Origin of the sequence: Halorubellus amylolyticus (assembly GCF_034808145.1) — an archaeon.
In the GTDB taxonomy this organism is placed as follows: Archaea; Halobacteriota; Halobacteria; order Halobacteriales; family Natrialbaceae; genus Halorubellus.
The window spans coordinates 1-15073 of sequence record NZ_JAXHGM010000003.1 but is presented as its reverse complement, the minus strand read 5'-3'; the positions used below and the strand labels follow the sequence as shown (position 1 = coordinate 15073).

General features: G+C 63.7%; 16 protein-coding genes and 1 pseudogene. 6 read left to right on the top strand and 11 right to left on the bottom strand.

Features of this window, described 5'->3' with window-relative positions:
- Positions 1-52: 52 nt before the first annotated feature.
- Positions 53-202, bottom strand: a complete 150-nt coding sequence (locus SM754_RS09015; RefSeq protein WP_323675894.1) for a DUF7557 family protein — start codon at positions 200-202, stop codon at positions 53-55.
- 126 nt (positions 203-328) lie between these two features.
- The gene (locus tag SM754_RS09010; protein WP_323675893.1) at positions 329-721 is read right to left on the bottom strand and encodes a DUF7344 domain-containing protein; all 393 of its coding nucleotides are present in this window, start codon (positions 719-721) and stop codon (positions 329-331) included.
- A gap of 183 nt (positions 722-904) precedes the next feature.
- Here SM754_RS09010 and SM754_RS09005 point away from each other — a divergent pair, with 183 nt between their 5' ends.
- On the top strand, positions 905-1876 hold the full coding sequence (locus SM754_RS09005; protein WP_323675892.1) for a transcription initiation factor IIB: 972 nt from the start codon (positions 905-907) through the stop codon (positions 1874-1876).
- A 138-nt stretch (positions 1877-2014) separates the two neighbouring features.
- Here the strand turns inward: SM754_RS09005 and SM754_RS20525 are convergent.
- A pseudogene (locus SM754_RS20525) lies at positions 2015-2176 on the bottom strand (TrmB family transcriptional regulator); the annotation flags it as partial.
- A gap of 309 nt (positions 2177-2485) precedes the next feature.
- Between SM754_RS20525 and SM754_RS09000 the strand changes: the two are divergent.
- The gene (locus SM754_RS09000; RefSeq protein WP_323675891.1) at positions 2486-2773 is read left to right on the top strand and encodes a hypothetical protein; all 288 of its coding nucleotides are present in this window, start codon (positions 2486-2488) and stop codon (positions 2771-2773) included.
- Between the two features lie 3 nt (positions 2774-2776).
- Positions 2777-3298 carry a winged helix-turn-helix transcriptional regulator gene (locus SM754_RS08995; RefSeq protein ID WP_323675890.1) on the top strand — a complete coding sequence of 174 codons (522 nt, stop codon included), beginning with the start codon at positions 2777-2779 and terminating at the stop codon, positions 3296-3298.
- Here SM754_RS08995 and SM754_RS08990 read toward each other — a convergent pair.
- From SM754_RS08990 to SM754_RS08960, 7 genes are all read right to left on the bottom strand, one after another.
- Positions 3292-3837 (bottom strand): DUF8596 domain-containing protein, encoded by a 546-nt coding sequence (locus tag SM754_RS08990; RefSeq protein WP_501993773.1) that lies wholly within the window; start codon positions 3835-3837, stop codon positions 3292-3294. The two genes, SM754_RS08995 and SM754_RS08990, sit on opposite strands and share 7 nt — an antisense overlap.
- On the bottom strand, positions 3837-4124 hold the full coding sequence (locus SM754_RS08985; RefSeq protein ID WP_323675888.1) for a thrombospondin type 3 repeat-containing protein: 288 nt from the start codon (positions 4122-4124) through the stop codon (positions 3837-3839). Before SM754_RS08985 ends, SM754_RS08990 begins: the two co-directional genes overlap by 1 nt.
- Positions 4108-4977 (bottom strand): FAD:protein FMN transferase, encoded by an 870-nt coding sequence (locus SM754_RS08980; protein ID WP_501993771.1) that lies wholly within the window; start codon positions 4975-4977, stop codon positions 4108-4110. The genes SM754_RS08985 and SM754_RS08980 overlap by 17 nt, the downstream gene beginning before the upstream one ends.
- Before the next feature lie 5 nt (positions 4978-4982).
- Positions 4983-5330: a hypothetical protein gene (locus SM754_RS08975; RefSeq protein ID WP_323675886.1), complete on the bottom strand. Its 348-nt coding sequence runs from the start codon at positions 5328-5330 to the stop codon at positions 4983-4985.
- Positions 5331-5634: 304 nt separating this feature from the next.
- Positions 5635-6117 carry a universal stress protein gene (locus tag SM754_RS08970; protein ID WP_323675885.1) on the bottom strand — a complete coding sequence of 161 codons (483 nt, stop codon included), beginning with the start codon at positions 6115-6117 and terminating at the stop codon, positions 5635-5637.
- Between the two features lie 90 nt (positions 6118-6207).
- The gene (locus SM754_RS08965; RefSeq protein ID WP_323675884.1) at positions 6208-7695 is read right to left on the bottom strand and encodes an MATE family efflux transporter; all 1488 of its coding nucleotides are present in this window, start codon (positions 7693-7695) and stop codon (positions 6208-6210) included.
- Positions 7692-8282 (bottom strand): TetR/AcrR family transcriptional regulator, encoded by a 591-nt coding sequence (locus tag SM754_RS08960; RefSeq protein ID WP_323675883.1) that lies wholly within the window; start codon positions 8280-8282, stop codon positions 7692-7694. The genes SM754_RS08965 and SM754_RS08960 overlap by 4 nt, the downstream gene beginning before the upstream one ends.
- A gap of 417 nt (positions 8283-8699) precedes the next feature.
- On the opposite strand from SM754_RS08960, the gene SM754_RS08955 reads away from it, so the two are divergent.
- Positions 8700-9185 carry an Lrp/AsnC family transcriptional regulator gene (locus SM754_RS08955; protein WP_323675882.1) on the top strand — a complete coding sequence of 162 codons (486 nt, stop codon included), beginning with the start codon at positions 8700-8702 and terminating at the stop codon, positions 9183-9185.
- On the opposite strand, the gene SM754_RS08950 is transcribed toward SM754_RS08955, so the two are convergent.
- Positions 9182-10198 carry an amidohydrolase family protein gene (locus SM754_RS08950; protein WP_323675881.1) on the bottom strand — a complete coding sequence of 339 codons (1017 nt, stop codon included), beginning with the start codon at positions 10196-10198 and terminating at the stop codon, positions 9182-9184. The genes SM754_RS08955 and SM754_RS08950 overlap by 4 nt on opposite strands.
- A 561-nt stretch (positions 10199-10759) precedes the next feature.
- Here SM754_RS08950 and SM754_RS08945 point away from each other — a divergent pair.
- Both SM754_RS08945 and SM754_RS08940 read left to right on the top strand, forming a co-directional pair.
- Positions 10760-12247 (top strand): proton-conducting transporter transmembrane domain-containing protein, encoded by a 1488-nt coding sequence (locus SM754_RS08945; RefSeq protein WP_323675880.1) that lies wholly within the window; start codon positions 10760-10762, stop codon positions 12245-12247.
- Complete coding sequence (locus tag SM754_RS08940) at positions 12237-14642, top strand: DUF2309 domain-containing protein (protein ID WP_323675879.1); 2406 nt, start codon at positions 12237-12239, stop codon at positions 14640-14642. Before SM754_RS08945 ends, SM754_RS08940 begins: the two co-directional genes overlap by 11 nt.
- Positions 14643-15073 lie beyond the last annotated feature (431 nt).

Sequence of the window (15073 nt, the reverse complement as noted above, 5' to 3'; positions counted from 1 at the left end):
CCCGGCCGCGAGTGATCGCGCACTTCGGAGGTGGAATGGCGCTCCGCACGCGTCACTCGCTGTACCCTTCCTGGAGGAACGTCGCATCCGTCTCGTACACCGACACGAGTTCGGCGATGAGCTCCGGAATCGTCTCGTCTTCCTCGAGGTGCCGGTCGAGTCGCTCCGCCAGTTCGTCGTCGAGCTCGATCGTTCGGGGCATGATGACGTCCGTCACTAGCTATGGTCGGTGAGGTCAAATAGCTTCAGTCGACGAGCGACCGTCGTCCAGTCGGGGCGTCATTGCCATCCTCGGTCGCGCAGTACTCAGTTCCCCCTCGTCGAGCACTCAGTCCTCGGTCGTGGAGCGGACCGTTCGACGGATGGTACGCTCGACGGCGTCGTCGACCGGCTCGGGAGAGACGGTCCCGTCCTCGGGGTCGTACGAGAGCAACGCCGCGTCGTCGAGGCGTGGCAGGTGGTCGTGATGTAGCTCTATCAGGATCTCCTCCCGGTGCGGGGCCGTCGAGGATACCCTCACCACGTCCTGGTCCCACTCGACGAGTGCGGCCGCGAGCTCATCACGCGTCCACTCCCGGGGCTCGTCCAAGATGACCTCCAGGAGCCGACGCCTGACGGTCGACCCGAGCGCGCGGTACGTCTCCGCGTCGAGACCGACGGGTGGTGCACCACCCTCGGTCGCATCGAGGCAGTGGGTGTCGACGTCGTCACCGTCGCTCATAGCACGGGAAAGGTCATCCTCGGTGATAAATCGCGGGCGTCGTTCAACGCCACGACGACGCGGCGACACCTGTCAGCAGCCCTCGACGACGAACGACCGGTCGCCACCGCTGACCTCCATCGCTCGTCGTCGCCACGCCCACACATATAAATGTCGCGAACGGCTAGACGGCAATAGAATCCGATGGCTCGTCTGAATCGAGAACGAGGGACAGAAGAGGAAGTCGCCAGTTCGGACGAGCAACAAGCCGACGAGTCGGAGACGGAGACGTGTCCGGAGTGCAACTCCGACCGACTCGTCACGAGCGGAGACGGTGACGAACTCGTCTGCGACGACTGCGGGCTCGTCCTCGAAGAGGACATGATCGACCGCGGGCCCGAGTGGCGCGCGTTCAATCACGGCGAACGGGAGAGCAAGAGTCGCGTGGGCGCGCCGACCACGCAGACGATGCACGACAAGGGGCTGACGACGCAGATCGACTGGAAGGACAAGGACGCGTACGGTCGGTCGATCTCCTCGGAGAAGCGCAGTCAGATGCAGCGCCTCCGGAAGTGGCAGGAGCGCATCCGGACGAAGGACGCCGGTGAACGGAACCTCCAGTTCGCGCTCAGCGAGGTCGACCGGATGGCGAGCGCGCTCGGCGTCCCGCGGTCGGTCCGGGAGGTCGCCTCGGTCATCTACCGGCGCGCGCTCAACGAGGACCTCATCCGCGGGCGCTCCATCGAGGGCGTCGCGACGGCGTGTCTGTACGCAGCGTGCCGACAGGAGGGCATCCCGCGGAGTCTCGAAGAGGTCGCCGAGGTCTCGCGCGTCGAACAGAAGGAGATCGGTCGCACGTACCGGTACGTCTCGAAGGAACTGGGCCTGAAGATGGAGCCCGTCGACCCCAAGGAGTACGTGCCGCGGTTCTGCTCGGAACTGGAGGTGAGCGAGGAGGTGAAGATGAAGGCCAACGAGATCATCGACGTCACCACCGAGAAGGGCCTCCTCTCTGGGAAGTCTCCGACCGGGTTCGCCGCGGCCGCAATCTACGCCGCCAGCCTGCTCTGTAACGAGAAGAAGACCCAGCGCGAGGTCGCCGACGTCGCGCAGGTCACCGAGGTCACCATCCGGAACCGCTACCAGGAGCAGATCGAAGCGATGGGCATCCACTGACGGACCGCGAAGGACGACCGGCATCGTCTCTCAACTGGTAATCAGTGGCTACTGCGAGTGCGGGTCGCTCTGCGGGAACAAGCCCTGTCTCAGCAGGCGACGCGAGCCTCGTTCTGTTCGCGGAGCGTGTCGGTAGCGGAATCGCGTCGTAGACGCGTCCGATGGACGTCGGTGACCTCGCTGAGCTGGTTCGCCGTGGCTGTCGAGAGCCGCGACAGGCCGACGAAACACTTTGCCTCGTACTCTGCCGAGTTGCTGGAGTACCTCGATCGCCCCGTCTATCGTATCGTCTGTTTTCATATGTCTCGACCCCCACCCGATGCGTGCTGGCTCCAGCCACCTTCGGTGGCTGGGTTTCCGGACGGTTGCGGTCCACGTGGCACGAGTATATATCTGATAGATAACCCCCGTTCTGCCGCGGTCGAACAACTCGGCCACATCCAAGAGGAGTCCCCGAGCGCGGAGTTGTTCGAACCGCTTCGCGGCCAACGGAAGCTCTTCGATTGGATTCGACGGTTGAACGCCAACCGTTTTCCCCGACACCGCCATCGGTTGAGGTGTCTCGACCGGCGAGCACGTCGCACCGACCGTGTACACAGACCGTAACGCATGACCCTCGCTGAACTCCTCGAACAGTACGTCAGTCTCGGCATCTTCGTCCTCGCTGGAGGGCTCACTATCTTCAGTTATCTTGCGTGGCGACGGGAACGTGAAAATCGGATGCGGATCGTCACGCTCGGGTATGCGATGTTTGCCGTCTATGGGCTCATCGTGTTCCTCGAGTACCTATTGCTCCCGTATCTCCCGTACGCGACGCTCGAATTGCTCGAACACGGGAGTGCAATCTTGATCCTCGGTGGTCTCTTGGCGTTCTTCGTCGCTCTCACGCGGGACTGAGCAATGTCGGACCCGGACTTAGAACTCGACTCTCGGCGGACGATCTATCAGCGGATAGCCGACACGCCCGGCGTTCACTTTCGCGCGCTCCTCGACGACCTCGAGTACGCGCAGGGAACGCTCCAGTACCACCTCCGGTGGCTCGCCGACGAAGGCCTGCTCGACGTCTCGGACGACGGCAAGTACACGCGGTACTATCCCGCTGCCGAGTTCGACGAGACCGACCGAGCAGTCATGAACGCGTTGCGACGGGAGTACAGTCGCCGCATCCTCGTACACCTCCTCACGGACGGCCCGGTCTCGACGACCGAGCTCAGCGACCGCCTCGACAAGGCGCAATCGACCGTCTCCTGGCACCTCTCGAAGCTCGCCGAGGCCGACCTCGTCGCGAAAGAGCGCGACGGCCGGAGCGTCGTCTACGAGGTCAGCGATCCCGATCGAGTAACGTACCTCTACACGGTTCATCGACGCTCGTTCACCGACAAAGTCGTCGACCGGATGCTGGGCCTCTGGGACGGCTACTGACTCGGAGTCGCGTTCGACCGTGTCCCGCGAAGCACCAGCAAACGCAGGAGCAGCACGTACGCGAGAAACGCAACCGAGGGCCCCACCAGGGGACGGACCAGTCCCGTCAGGTCGGTGCCGATCGCTGCCGCGTGAATCGTTCCGAAGGCGAATCCGGCGTAGGCGAACGAGTGGACGACACGCGGCCCCCACGGCCGCTCGAAGCGTCTCGCGTCAGTAAAGCCAAGCACTGCGACGACGAGCATGAGCAGCGCCCCTGCGCCAACGGCGACGCCGCCGATGAAGTACGGCATCGAGTACGCTGGTGCCGGTACCTGGCCGGTGACGACGAACCACGTGTCGAGAACGCCGAGGCCCGCGTGCAGCACCGTGACGAGCATCGCGAACACGGAGAGTTCGATGTGGATGCGTTGAGCGGCCTCTTGAAGCACGCCGAACGACTCAGTATTGTAGAGGACACCTGTGAGGACGGCCAGATACAGCAACGGGTACGTGACGAGTGCGGCCCCGCGGTCGAGGAACCAGACGAGTTGTGACATCACGACGCCCCCGTCGTCGCGACGACATCGGGACAGCCGTCCGAGTCCTGGAACCCGTTCGTCTCCTCCGGTCGTGTCGGACACTCGTCCGTGGAGTCGTCGATGCCGTCCCCGTCGTAATCTGCCGGTGCCTGTCTCTCCGGGACGGCCTGGCCGACGAGGTCGCTCTGTGCTTTCTCGGTCGCCAGGGTGGCACGGACGTCATCGATCTGCCAGATAACTGGCACGGTTACTACCAGCAGGATGATCGCGACGACGGTGATTCGTTGCTTACGCGTCCATGACATGTGTCTCGAACCTCGCTGTCGTGTGGAACACGCCGTCGTGAACGATCAGCGCCTCTAGCCCGTCCCACTCGGCTGCTAATTCACGTGCCTCGTCGAGAGGAAGTGCAGCTAGCGTCGTCGCCAAGGCATCAGCCTCCATGCAGTCTCGACGCGCGACGACGGTGACGGACTCGTGACGCGAGCCGAGCGACTCGCTGGTCGAGTCGTAGATGTGGTCCGTGCCGTCTCGCGAGCGACGGTATCCGCCGGACGTCGCGACGTACCAGTCCGTGTCCAGAATCTTCAGCGGTGTGTCGTCGCCGTACGGGCTCTCGATGGCGACAGGGCCAGTCGGGGGAGACATGTCTCCCCCACCACTGACGAACCCACGTCGACCAAGCCCCGCGAGTGCCTCACTGGCCCGGTCGACGATGTACCCCTTCGCGAGCCCATTGAGGTCGAGTTCGACGTCGGCCGTGACCCGAGACTCGCTGACCTGAACGGTTCCGGTATCGAACGCGGGCGGTGGTGCGTCACTGTCGCCACGCAGGAACGCCTTGAGTTCCTGTTCGACGCGGCCCTGATGGATATCGAACGCACCCTCGGTCCGAGCGTCGTATTCCATTCCACGGCGGACGAGACGGGCGACGTGCTCGTTCACGACCACACCGTCGCGATTGAGCTGGCTGACGGCACTCGCCTCGTCGAAGGCGTTCAGCTGGGCTTCGAGTGACTCCGCCGCGTCTCGCGCCGCAGTCACCGCAGCGTCGGCTCGGATCCCTGTCGCTCGGACTCGAAACGTCGTATCACAGCAGTCGAACTCGCAGCGACCGTCCCCGAACCGTTCGGTGACCGATGCGAGTGATCCCATCATTCCGGTCACTCCTCCTCTTCGCGTTCTTCGTCCTCTTCGTGTTCTTCGTCCTCGTCTTCGTCTTCCTCCTGGTGGTCCTCGTCGTCCTCGCGTTCCTCATACTCCCCGTGTTCTTCGTCCTCGTCGCCGGATTGCGTCTGGACTGCCGGCGTGAAGTCCTGGTTCGGCGTCGGAGCATCGGCAGCGACCTGCTGTGACGAATCCGACGCTGACGTTCCAGTTGAATCCGAGCGCTCGCCAGCCTGCGCGAGGCCGGCGTCGGGCATCGCGAGGGCACCGGCCACGACGGCCGTCAGGAGGGCCCCTGCCAGCGTGAAGGCGACGAGTCTGTTATTGGGAACTGGAATGCGCATCGTCAGCTACATCCCGTTCCGAAATCGCTCTCCTCGACGAGTCTGTCGTTGCGTTCTGCCATTGCAAACAGGAGGTGGAGGCAGGCTTAGTAAGCCGTTCGCGTCCAACCTTCGAATCTTCGTACAGCTATCGAATCGATTCGAGAGTTCGAACGGCCGAAGATAGTCGAGGCCCCCGTCCCGGTCCACGTGGCCGTGACGCTTTGGGAGATTAGAAACCGGACATCGCCCGTAAACTCCGTTTAGACCATTTAGTTGGCGGTATCAAACGCCCGTCGTGTCTCCGATTAGAGGGGACTCGTGGTCATTCTCCCGATGCGTTCTCTCGAACCGTGAGCACGGGAACGGGCGATTTTCTGAGCACGCGTTCGGTCGTACTCCCGAGGATGTACCGTTCGATTCCGCGGCGGCCGTGCGTTCCCATCACCAACAGGTCGATCTCCGTCTCTTCGACGTACGCCAGGATCTCTTCCTCCGGCAATCCCCTGCGGATGGCCGTCGTGAGCGTCAGCCCGCGGTCCGTTGCCGCCTCGCGCAAGTCGTCGAGTGCGTGTTCACCGATGGCTTCGAAGCGCTCGAAGAGTCCGTCGACGTCGCCGTCGACACTCACGTCATCGATCCCCGTTCCGCTCGCCAGTTCTGCGATCTTCGCATCGTCGACGACGTAGAGGACGTGGATCGTCGCATCTGTCAGCTCTGCGAGTGAGAGTGCTTCTCTGAGCGCTTCCACCGCGAGATTGCTGCCGTCGGTCGGAACGAGGACGTTCCGATAGTCCGAGCCAGTCATCGAACGCCTCCGCGGACGATCTCCGGATGGGAGTCACGTTCCTGACTTGCTGTACGTCGGTCGATAGTGTGAGATATCGAATGCATGACGTTAATCGTCTCCAATCAACGGGTCGGCTTCCTCTGTCTCGATCGTATCGGGTTCGCCAGTTCCACGAACGTCGCTTTCACGCCAGGTTCCACGGCGGAACCACAGCCACGCGATGACCGCCCCGGCGACGTTCGAGGCGAAGAACGCGATCCAGATGCCCCGGACGTCTGGCTGTCCGAGGAACCACAAATCCGTCGGGAGCACGCCCTGTGAGGCCACGTATGCGACGGGGAGTCGGATGCCGGCGAGGGCGGTGATCGAGATCGCGGCAGCTATCATCGTCTTGCCGGCACCGCGGAAGCCGCCAGTGAACGCCCGCTGGACTCCGATGAAGCCGAACGAGAGCGCGACGTACCGCAGGAACTCCGCGCCGACGTCGAGGACGGCGGGGTCGTCGGTGAAGACGGAGACGATGGGCGTCGGGACGAAGAAGATGGCGACGCCGGCGACGGCGAGGACGCCGAACAGCCCTTTCGCGGCGACGTAGTTCGCCTGCTGGGCGCGGTCGTACTTGTCAGCCCCGACGTTCTGCCCGGTCATCGTCTCGACACCGCGCGCGACGGCGATCGCGGGAAGGAAGATGACGGAGAACACGCGCGTCCCGATGCCGAATGCGGCGACGACCGACGTCGAGAACAGCCCGACGACGATCAGCAGTGCGTTGATGGAGAGTGCCCGGCCGGTTCCCTCGATCGACGCCGGGATACCGATGCGCAGGATCTTCCGGAGGTACTGGAGGTCGGGCTTCATATCGGCGAGATTGATCTGGACACCGCGCGTTCCCGACAGCATGATCGCGAGCCCGACGAGCATCGCGAGCCCTCGCGAGAAGACCGTGGCGATAGCCGCCCCTTCGATGCCGAGTTCGGGGAACGCGACCGTCCCGACGAGCGGGGCGTCGGCGAGCAGCGTCCAGCCGTTGATGAGGAACGGGTCGAGGATGACGTTGATGACGACGGTGCCGAACATGACGAGCATCGGTGTGATGGTGTCGCCGGCGCCCCGCATCAGCGAGATGAACACGAAGAACCCGAACATGAACGGCAGGCCGAGCGCGACCACCTGCATGTACGCGGTCGCGCCGGGGAGGACGTCGGGCGACGCACCGAGGAACGACAGGAACTCCCGGACGAAGGGATAGCCGACCGCACCGAGGATGGCAGAGGCGATGAACGCGAACGAGACCGTCTGTGAGGCCGCATACTCTGCCTCCTCGGTTTCGTCGGCGCCGGTGTGTTGGGCGACGAGGACGCTCCCGGCGACCGAGAGCCCCATCCCGAGCGAGATGAGGAGGAACACCATCGGGAACGCGAACGAGATGGCTGCCAGCGCCTCCGTGGAGTACTGACCGAGCCAGAACGTGTCCGCGAGGTTGTACGCCGTCTGCATGAGGTTCGTGACGACGATCGGGAGCGAGAGGAACAGGAGCGGCTTGACGATACCACCCTCCGTGAGGTCGAGGTCGTCCTGGCCCTTGAAGAAGCTCACGCGAGTACCTCCGATCCGGGCTGCCAGCCGAGATGTAGTTCCAGCGTGTTCTCGAGGACGTGACGGGTCTCGCCGAGCGGCTCACCGAGTGCCACCTTCCGTGCGTTCGCGCCGTTTATCATCGTCGTGACGAGTCTGGCGACCTCCTCCGAGTCGGTCTCCTCGAAGTGACCTTCGTCGATCCCGTCTGCGACGATTCCCGCGACGACCTCGTGCATCACGTCGTCGAGGTCGAGGAACCGTTCCCGGAAGAGCTCCTGGAATGGTGCCTGTGATTTCAACTCCATGATCGCCACGGGGAAACCGTCAGCGTCGGGATTCGACGGCGTGAAGACCGCATCGAGGAACGCTGTGAGCCGTTCCCGCGGGTCGATCGCCTCGGAGGCGAGTTTCGCCTTGAACCGCTCGATCAGGTCGTCGAGGTACGCGTTCAGTAACTCCTCCTTCGTGTCGAAGTGGTAGTGAATCGCCGCGGTGGTCATCGAAGCCTCGTCGGCGATCTTCTTCATCGTGAGTCCGGCATATCCGTGTTCGCAGAGCACCGAGTTCGTCGCGTCGATGATCTCGGATTTTGTCTCCGATACCATTACTCTACCCGAGCTTACTAACTGATTAGTTAAGAGACTTCTGATTGATTAGTAAGTAAGCGATCTATCATCAGTGCCTCGCTCGTCTCAGACGACTCTTACTCGACGTCAGTCTCCCAGTGGCCTCGACGACCTCGTTGACCACCCATGGAGCTGAGGAACTTGCTATAGATGGCACGTGAGCGGTCGCTGTCACACACCAAGACCTCGACCACGGCGGTTGTCTGGCGGCAGTCGTCGACCGGACGGAGCGGTCGTGTTCGTCGACGAGCGAGAGACGCCGTATCTCGAAAGGGAGACAGCGCTATTCAAATCGAGCGGGGAATGCTCGACGGAGAGTCCGTGCCGCGTCGAGGGCACTGTGGAGTGACCGAGCAACGTACAAAGGTAAAGTGTCTTTGACGTGAATCCACTGATATGACCGACGAGGAGATCGACGACGTCGACAAAGCGATCTTGTACGCACTCCAAGAGGACGCGCGAAACATGTCGTCCGGAGATATCGCGGAGCGGACCGGTACCTCCGACAGTACCGTCCGGAAGCGCATTCAGCGTCTCGAATCCGACGGTATAATCAAAGGATACAGCGCCAGCATCGACTATCAGCGATCTGGCTATCCGCTCCGGATGCTCCTTTACTGTACCGCTGCGATCCCCGAACGCGGTGACATCGTTCCCGACATTCTGGACATCGATGGCGTGGTGTCAGTCCAGGAGTTGGTCACCGGTGAACAGAACCTCCTCGTCACTGTGGTCGGCGAGACGGACAGCGATATCACACCCGTCGCACAGGAACTGCTCGACATGGGGCTCACCGTCGCCGACGAAGTCCTCGTGCGGAGCCACGAGACGACGCCATTCGGGACGTTCGACGGCGGGACCCGTCCCGAAGACGACGCCTAGAGGACGACGCGTTCGACGTCCAGTCCGGTCGCGCGACGCACGACTGCTCGTACTGGATCGTCCGACCCCGACAGATTGTTCGATTCGCCGTCGAGGACGAGGAGCGCTGCTCGTCGGTCGGGAGCGATGACACCACAGTCGAGACCGACGGCCTCGGCACCAGCCGTCGTCGCCATCCGCAACACCTCCAGGGCGGTCACGTCGAAGTGCTTCGCCGTGTACGCCATCTCCCGGAACATCGACGGGGGGTTCAACATGACGTTGTCCGTCCCGAGCGCGACGGTCGTGTGGTCGAGGAGGTCCCGTATCGGTGGGGTTCCGACGCCGAGAACGCTGTTCGCTCGCGGGCAGACCGCAACTGGAACTGACTGGTCTGTAACGCGTTCGAGATGTTCCCGTCCCGCGTGTACCATGTGGACGAGGAGGTCCGGCTCCAGGTCGAGTGCGGGATGGATGTCCGTCGGGTCCGGTTCGCCGGCGTGGATGGCGAACGGGACGCCGCGTTCCCGGCAGGCGGTACGCTCTTCAGTGAAGTCGTCGTCGTTCGCACCCGAAGCCCCGTATCCGTCGGCGACATCGAGAACGGACCGCTCGTCGCTCCCGAAGATGAACGGGTCGGAATCGACTGTTCGTGCCGCCTCCCGAAGCGCGCGTGCCCCGGCAGTTCCGGACTCCCGGAAGTCCAGACAGGCGGCCGTGCCGGTCCGCTCCATGAATCGGAGCGTCCGGCGCATCGCCGACACGAGGGTGGCCCGGTCAGCAGCCGCCAACCGTCGGTGTTTCAGACTTTCCGGTGGTGCCACGGCCTCGTCGAGCGACAGTCCGACGGCCGCCTCCTTCGCGACGGCGTCACCCAGATGCGTATGAGCGTTGACGAACGCCGGCAGGATGATGTCGGTCGACGCCGTTTCCGTCTTCTCGATTCCCTGGATCCGTCCGTCCTCAACGACGACGCGACCACGGATCGGCTCGAACGACCGGCCGGCAAGGACGGTCCCCGAGAGTGCTTCCATACCTGCATTCAGACCCACATAACGATATGGTTTATCGTGCACCCGTATCGAACGCTCCGGTAACGTAGTGCGGATTCGCTACTGAATCGGTCAAGTGAGGCCGGTGGCGACGTTGGGCTTTTCGAGCGAGGGTGGCGTACGATAGAATGACCGAGCACGAGACGAGGGATGAACGATTGTCGACCCAGTTACTCCATCGGGTACTCTCCTCATCAGTCACTGTCGCTGGTTCCGTCCGCAATCGAGATGGAGCGTACAGCTCGTTCCCCGACAATCGATATCTTGTCGCTTTCGACGGGGGGACGGACCGACCGCAGTCCGAACTCGTCTCGCCGAAGCGACGCCGAGACGGGTCGCAAGCCTCTTGACCTGAACCGCCATCGTCCGCCTCCAGCATAGCTGCGCGAACTATCACGTTCTATGATGGCCAAAGTACGAACAGATTGTGAACATAGGCAGATTTAATAACCGCAGTGTTCGTTCTTTGCAGTAACCACGACCAGAACCGTTCCACCAGCGGTCGTCCGCGGTGGCGCGACAGGTCGTACGATGGGCTGACCGATGTCAGGACACAGTTCGAAACCGCCGGTCGGAGCGCTCCCGGACACGACGGTTGAATCACCGTTCGTGCCCGTCGCACTAACGTGGCTCGCGTGGTCGCTGTTCGCGGTGAGTGTCGCCGTCCTCCTCGCCAAAGTCGGGTTCGGAGGTGCGTGGGAGATCCCCGGCCTGATTGCCATAGACGGCCTGACCGTCCTCATGTGGGTGGTCGTCACGTTCTTCAGCGGTATCGTGCACAGCTACTCCCGCCGCTACATGGCCGGTAGCACGCACAAGACGAGGTTCTTCGTCGCCGTGTTCGGTTTCACCGCAACCGTGCTGGCACTCGTCGCGGCCGACCACGTCGCACTGTTCGGGTTCCTGTGGATGGCGATGGGGCTGGTGATGGCTGAACTCATCGGGACCATAGAGGGGTGGAAACAGGCACAGGCGGCGAAGGCGGTCGCCCGCAAGTACTTCCTCGCCAGCAGCGTGTTGCTGGGTGTCGCGCTGACGGCGCTGTGGTGGACGACCGGTGCGACGACGATCTCCGGAATCAGCGCGGCCACCGACACGCTCGGTGGGCCGGCGTGGCTGCTCGCCGCCGGTCTGCTCGTCCTCGCGGCGATGATCCAGTCCGCCCTGATCCCGTTCCACAAGTGGCTGCTCTCCTCGATGACCGCACCGACGCCGGCGTCTGCACTGATGCACGCCGGATTCGTCAATGCGGGCGGCATCCTGCTGGTCCGCTTCGCTCCGGTCATCACGGTCGACTCCACGCTCATGCTCGGAGTCGTCGCCGTCGGTGCGATGAGCGCTGGCGGTGGAAAGCTCCTCAAGTCAGTCCAGACGGACATCAAAGGGAAACTCGGCTGCTCGACGGTCGGCCAGATGGGCTTCATGATCATGCAGGCGGGCCTCGGCTTCTTCGGGGCCGCGATCACTCATCTCATCCTGCACGGGTTCTACAAGGCCTACCAGTTCCTCAGCTCGGGCGAACAGGTCGAACACACGAGCCCGAGCGAGACCACGGAGCACACGCTCGGACTCGGAACGAATGCCGTCGAGTTCCTCGTGGCGTTGCTGACCGGTCTCGGCGGCGGCGTGGTGTTCACGATGCTGACGGGGAAAGGGGAAAGCGTCGGTAGCGGCCTCCTGTTGACCTTCTTCGTCGTCTTCACCACGCTCCACGCGGCCCGCAGCGCGGTACACCACACCTCGCTCCCGACGCTCGCCCGCTACGGGGCGGTCCCGCTGGTGTTCTTCCCGGCCATCGTCGTCTACGCCGTCGTCTACGAAGGCGTCTCGGACCTCCTCGCAGTCAGCACGGCGACGACCGACCTGACCCTGCTCCACGGCGCCATCGCCGTCAGCTTCGTCGGTATCTACGTCGCCATCGAGACCGGGATCCACGAACACAGCCAGCGTCTCTACGTGGCACTGCTGAACGCCACCCAACCGCCGTCCGACACCCTCTTGACCTCGACGGAGGACTACAATGAGTACTGAATCCGCCATCCGCGACAGTATCGACGAAGCGGCGACGACCGTCGGCTCGCTCTGGCCCATCCACTCGTTCGTGACGGCGAACCCCCTCTCGGGGTTCGAGGACCAGCCGTTCGGAGCGGCCGTCGAGCAGGCCGCCTCCCTGTTGGGCGGGCGGGGCTACCCCAGCGCCGAGACGTTCAGGACGGCGCTCGAACGCGGCCAGATTGACCGGGAACTCCTGGATGCGGAACTCGCCCAGGTCGGCTACGAGGACGACCCCGGTCCGCTACTCGACCGCATGACCGACACGGCCGACGCCGAGGGTCGTGACGCGGACACCGCCGAAGACCACGTCGACCGGGTGCTGACGAAGTGGCTGTCCGCCTTCCTCGACGAGGGGAGCGCCCACTGGTCGATGCCGAACCGGGAGGCGGGGTTCTACACCGCGTTCAGGGAGATGGCCGCATACGACAGTGACATCCCGAAGGAGGGGGTCGTCGCGAACCTCCCAGAAGCGCCGTTCGAGACCATCGAGGCGGTCATGCAGTCGTACCCCGAGAGCCAGTGGGCGTCAATCTTCGAGGAGCAACTGGCCGCACTCCCCGGCTGGACCGGGTTCATCAAGCAGCGCTCCGAGGACGAGGACGCGTGGCAGTCGAAGTACCCGATCTCGCTGGAAGGGTACCTCGCGGCGCGACTGGCACTGCTCGATGCCGTCGACGCTCCCATCGAGCCCGACGACGACGACCTCGACGTGAACCCGGCGGACGAGATCGCTCGGGCGTTCCTGCGTGCGTGGGAGGCGACCTACCGCGAGGACCTCGTCGAAGCCGTCGCAGCCGAGAGTCAGTCGATGGCCGACAGCGGGACGTCTGGACGCCCGGACGCCCAGTTGGTCTTCTGTATCGACACCCGCTCGGAGATCATCCGCCGTCACATCGAGGCGACGGGCGACTACGAGACGCACGGGTACGCCGGCTTCTTCGGCATCCCGATGGAGTATCAGGGGTACGACGCCGACGTGTCGGTCGATGCCTGCCCGCCGATCCTCGACCCGCAGTATCGCATCACCGACTTCCCGACCGATGACGACACGCAGGCACGCCACACCCGGTGGTCCGGTATCAAAGCGGCCGCCGACGAGGTCATCGAGATACTGGAGGCCAACGCCGCCACCGCCTACGGCTACGTCGAGACCGCCGGGAGCGGCTACGGTCTCTCACTCGCGGCCCGGACGCTCGTTCCCGGGCGCGTTCACGACCTGCTCGACGCTGCCGCCGACCTGGTACCCGACGAGCACGAGTTCAGTGAGCCGCTCGTCCAACACCAGTACACCTACTCCGGCGACCTGCCGGTGGGATTGACGACCGAGGAGAAGGTCGAGTACGCCGCGACCGCGTTCGAGTTGATGGGCTGGGAGGAGTTCGGCCGCCTCGTCGTCTTCACTGGCCACGCCAGCGAGACGGCGAACAACCCCTACGACGCGAGCCTGGACTGCGGTGCCTGTGCCGGAAACCCCGGCGGCCCGAGCGCTCGCGTCCTCGCGAAGATCTGTAACGACGAGGCCGTCAAGGCCGAGCTCCGCGACAGCGGGTTCGAGATCCCCGAGGACACGGTCTTCGTCGCCGGAGAACACAACACGACGACCGACGAAGTGGACCTGTTCGCGGACGACGTCCCCGAGACCCACGCGGACGACCTCGACCAGTTACGCACGGACCTCGCGACGGCCCGCGAGACGGCGACTGCCGAGCGCGCCGAGGCGATGGGCGCCGACGCTTCGACCGGCGTCAGCGAGACGGAGCGCCGTGCCGCCGACTGGGCCGAGACGCGTCCCGAATGGGGACTGGCGGGCAATGCCGGCTTCGTCGTCGGCCCCCGCGAGCTGACGAGCGGTCGTGACCTCGACGGGCGCACGTTCCTCCACTCGTACGACTGGTCGACCGACCCCGATGGAGACGCACTCGAGGCGATCTTCACCGGTCCCATGGTCGTCACCCAGTGGATCAACACCCAGTACTACTTCTCGACGGTCGACAGCGCCGTCTACGGCAGCGGGTCGAAGGTGACCCAGAACCCGGTCGGCAACGTCGGCGTCTATCAGGGTAACGGCGGCGACCTGATGAGCGGGCTCCCGCTCCAGTCGCTGATGGCCGCGGACGACGAACCGTACCACCAACCACTCCGCCTCTCGACGGTCGTCCACGCGCCGGTCGAGCGGGTCACGGACATCCTGACCGACCACGAGGAGCTGACCGAGATTCTGGACAACAACTGGCTATCACTGACGGTCGTCGATCCGACGCAGGACCACCGCGCCTTCCACTACGAGGAGTCCTTGGAATGGAGTCCGGTGACCGAACGGACCGAAGCAAGCCGGGGGATGCCGAGCGCTCGGACCGTCGCGGACGACTAGCCGACCGGTAATCGCACCGGACGGAAACCGGTGGTCTGCTCTGCCGTTCAACTGGCTTCACGGATTCGACTTCCGTGACCCTCCTTCCAGTGACTCAGGAGAATCACGAGCTGGTCTTAGTTCGAGAGGAAGCAGCGAACGTAGGGCATCTGAAGCGATTCCCGCTCCTGCTTCGTCGGAAACCACGCATAACAGGCCCACTATCCCCGAGGTCGCCTCGACCCTCCGAAACGCAATAGTTGAGACCAGCCTTCTCAATGCATATGCTCCACGAACCGATTCTCAGTAGAGAGGCTCACAAAAGAGTATTAAATGGTCACTTATTTGTGAGCACCCTGTTAATATTCTGAGAATGGCACTGTCTAGTTGAGCCAGTTTGAGGAACGAGCAGGTCGTTGAGTGATCTGCCTAGGATGCTCGCAGACCTGCTC

Excerpts from the sequence above, each read along its gene's own strand:
- SM754_RS09015 (WP_323675894.1), bottom strand. The coding sequence starts at position 202 with ATGCCCCGAACGATCGAGCTCGACGACGAACTGGCGGAGCGACTCGAC.
- SM754_RS08975 (WP_323675886.1), bottom strand. The coding sequence starts at position 5,330 with ATGCGCATTCCAGTTCCCAATAACAGACTCGTCGCCTTCACGCTGGCA.
- SM754_RS09000 (WP_323675891.1), top strand. The coding sequence starts at position 2,486 with ATGACCCTCGCTGAACTCCTCGAACAGTACGTCAGTCTCGGCATCTTC.
- SM754_RS08985 (WP_323675888.1), bottom strand. The coding sequence starts at position 4,124 with ATGTCATGGACGCGTAAGCAACGAATCACCGTCGTCGCGATCATCCTG.
- SM754_RS08940 (WP_323675879.1), top strand. The coding sequence starts at position 12,237 with ATGAGTACTGAATCCGCCATCCGCGACAGTATCGACGAAGCGGCGACG.
- SM754_RS09010 (WP_323675893.1), bottom strand. The coding sequence starts at position 721 with ATGAGCGACGGTGACGACGTCGACACCCACTGCCTCGATGCGACCGAG.
- SM754_RS08945 (WP_323675880.1), top strand. The coding sequence starts at position 10,760 with ATGTCAGGACACAGTTCGAAACCGCCGGTCGGAGCGCTCCCGGACACG.
- SM754_RS08955 (WP_323675882.1), top strand. The coding sequence starts at position 8,700 with ATGACCGACGAGGAGATCGACGACGTCGACAAAGCGATCTTGTACGCA.
- SM754_RS08990 (WP_501993773.1), bottom strand. The coding sequence starts at position 3,837 with ATGTCACAACTCGTCTGGTTCCTCGACCGCGGGGCCGCACTCGTCACG.
- SM754_RS08995 (WP_323675890.1), top strand. The coding sequence starts at position 2,777 with ATGTCGGACCCGGACTTAGAACTCGACTCTCGGCGGACGATCTATCAG.
- SM754_RS08950 (WP_323675881.1), bottom strand. The coding sequence starts at position 10,198 with ATGGAAGCACTCTCGGGGACCGTCCTTGCCGGCCGGTCGTTCGAGCCG.
- SM754_RS08970 (WP_323675885.1), bottom strand. The coding sequence starts at position 6,117 with ATGACTGGCTCGGACTATCGGAACGTCCTCGTTCCGACCGACGGCAGC.
- SM754_RS08980 (WP_501993771.1), bottom strand. The coding sequence starts at position 4,977 with ATGATGGGATCACTCGCATCGGTCACCGAACGGTTCGGGGACGGTCGC.
- SM754_RS08960 (WP_323675883.1), bottom strand. The coding sequence starts at position 8,282 with ATGGTATCGGAGACAAAATCCGAGATCATCGACGCGACGAACTCGGTG.
- SM754_RS09005 (WP_323675892.1), top strand. The coding sequence starts at position 905 with ATGGCTCGTCTGAATCGAGAACGAGGGACAGAAGAGGAAGTCGCCAGT.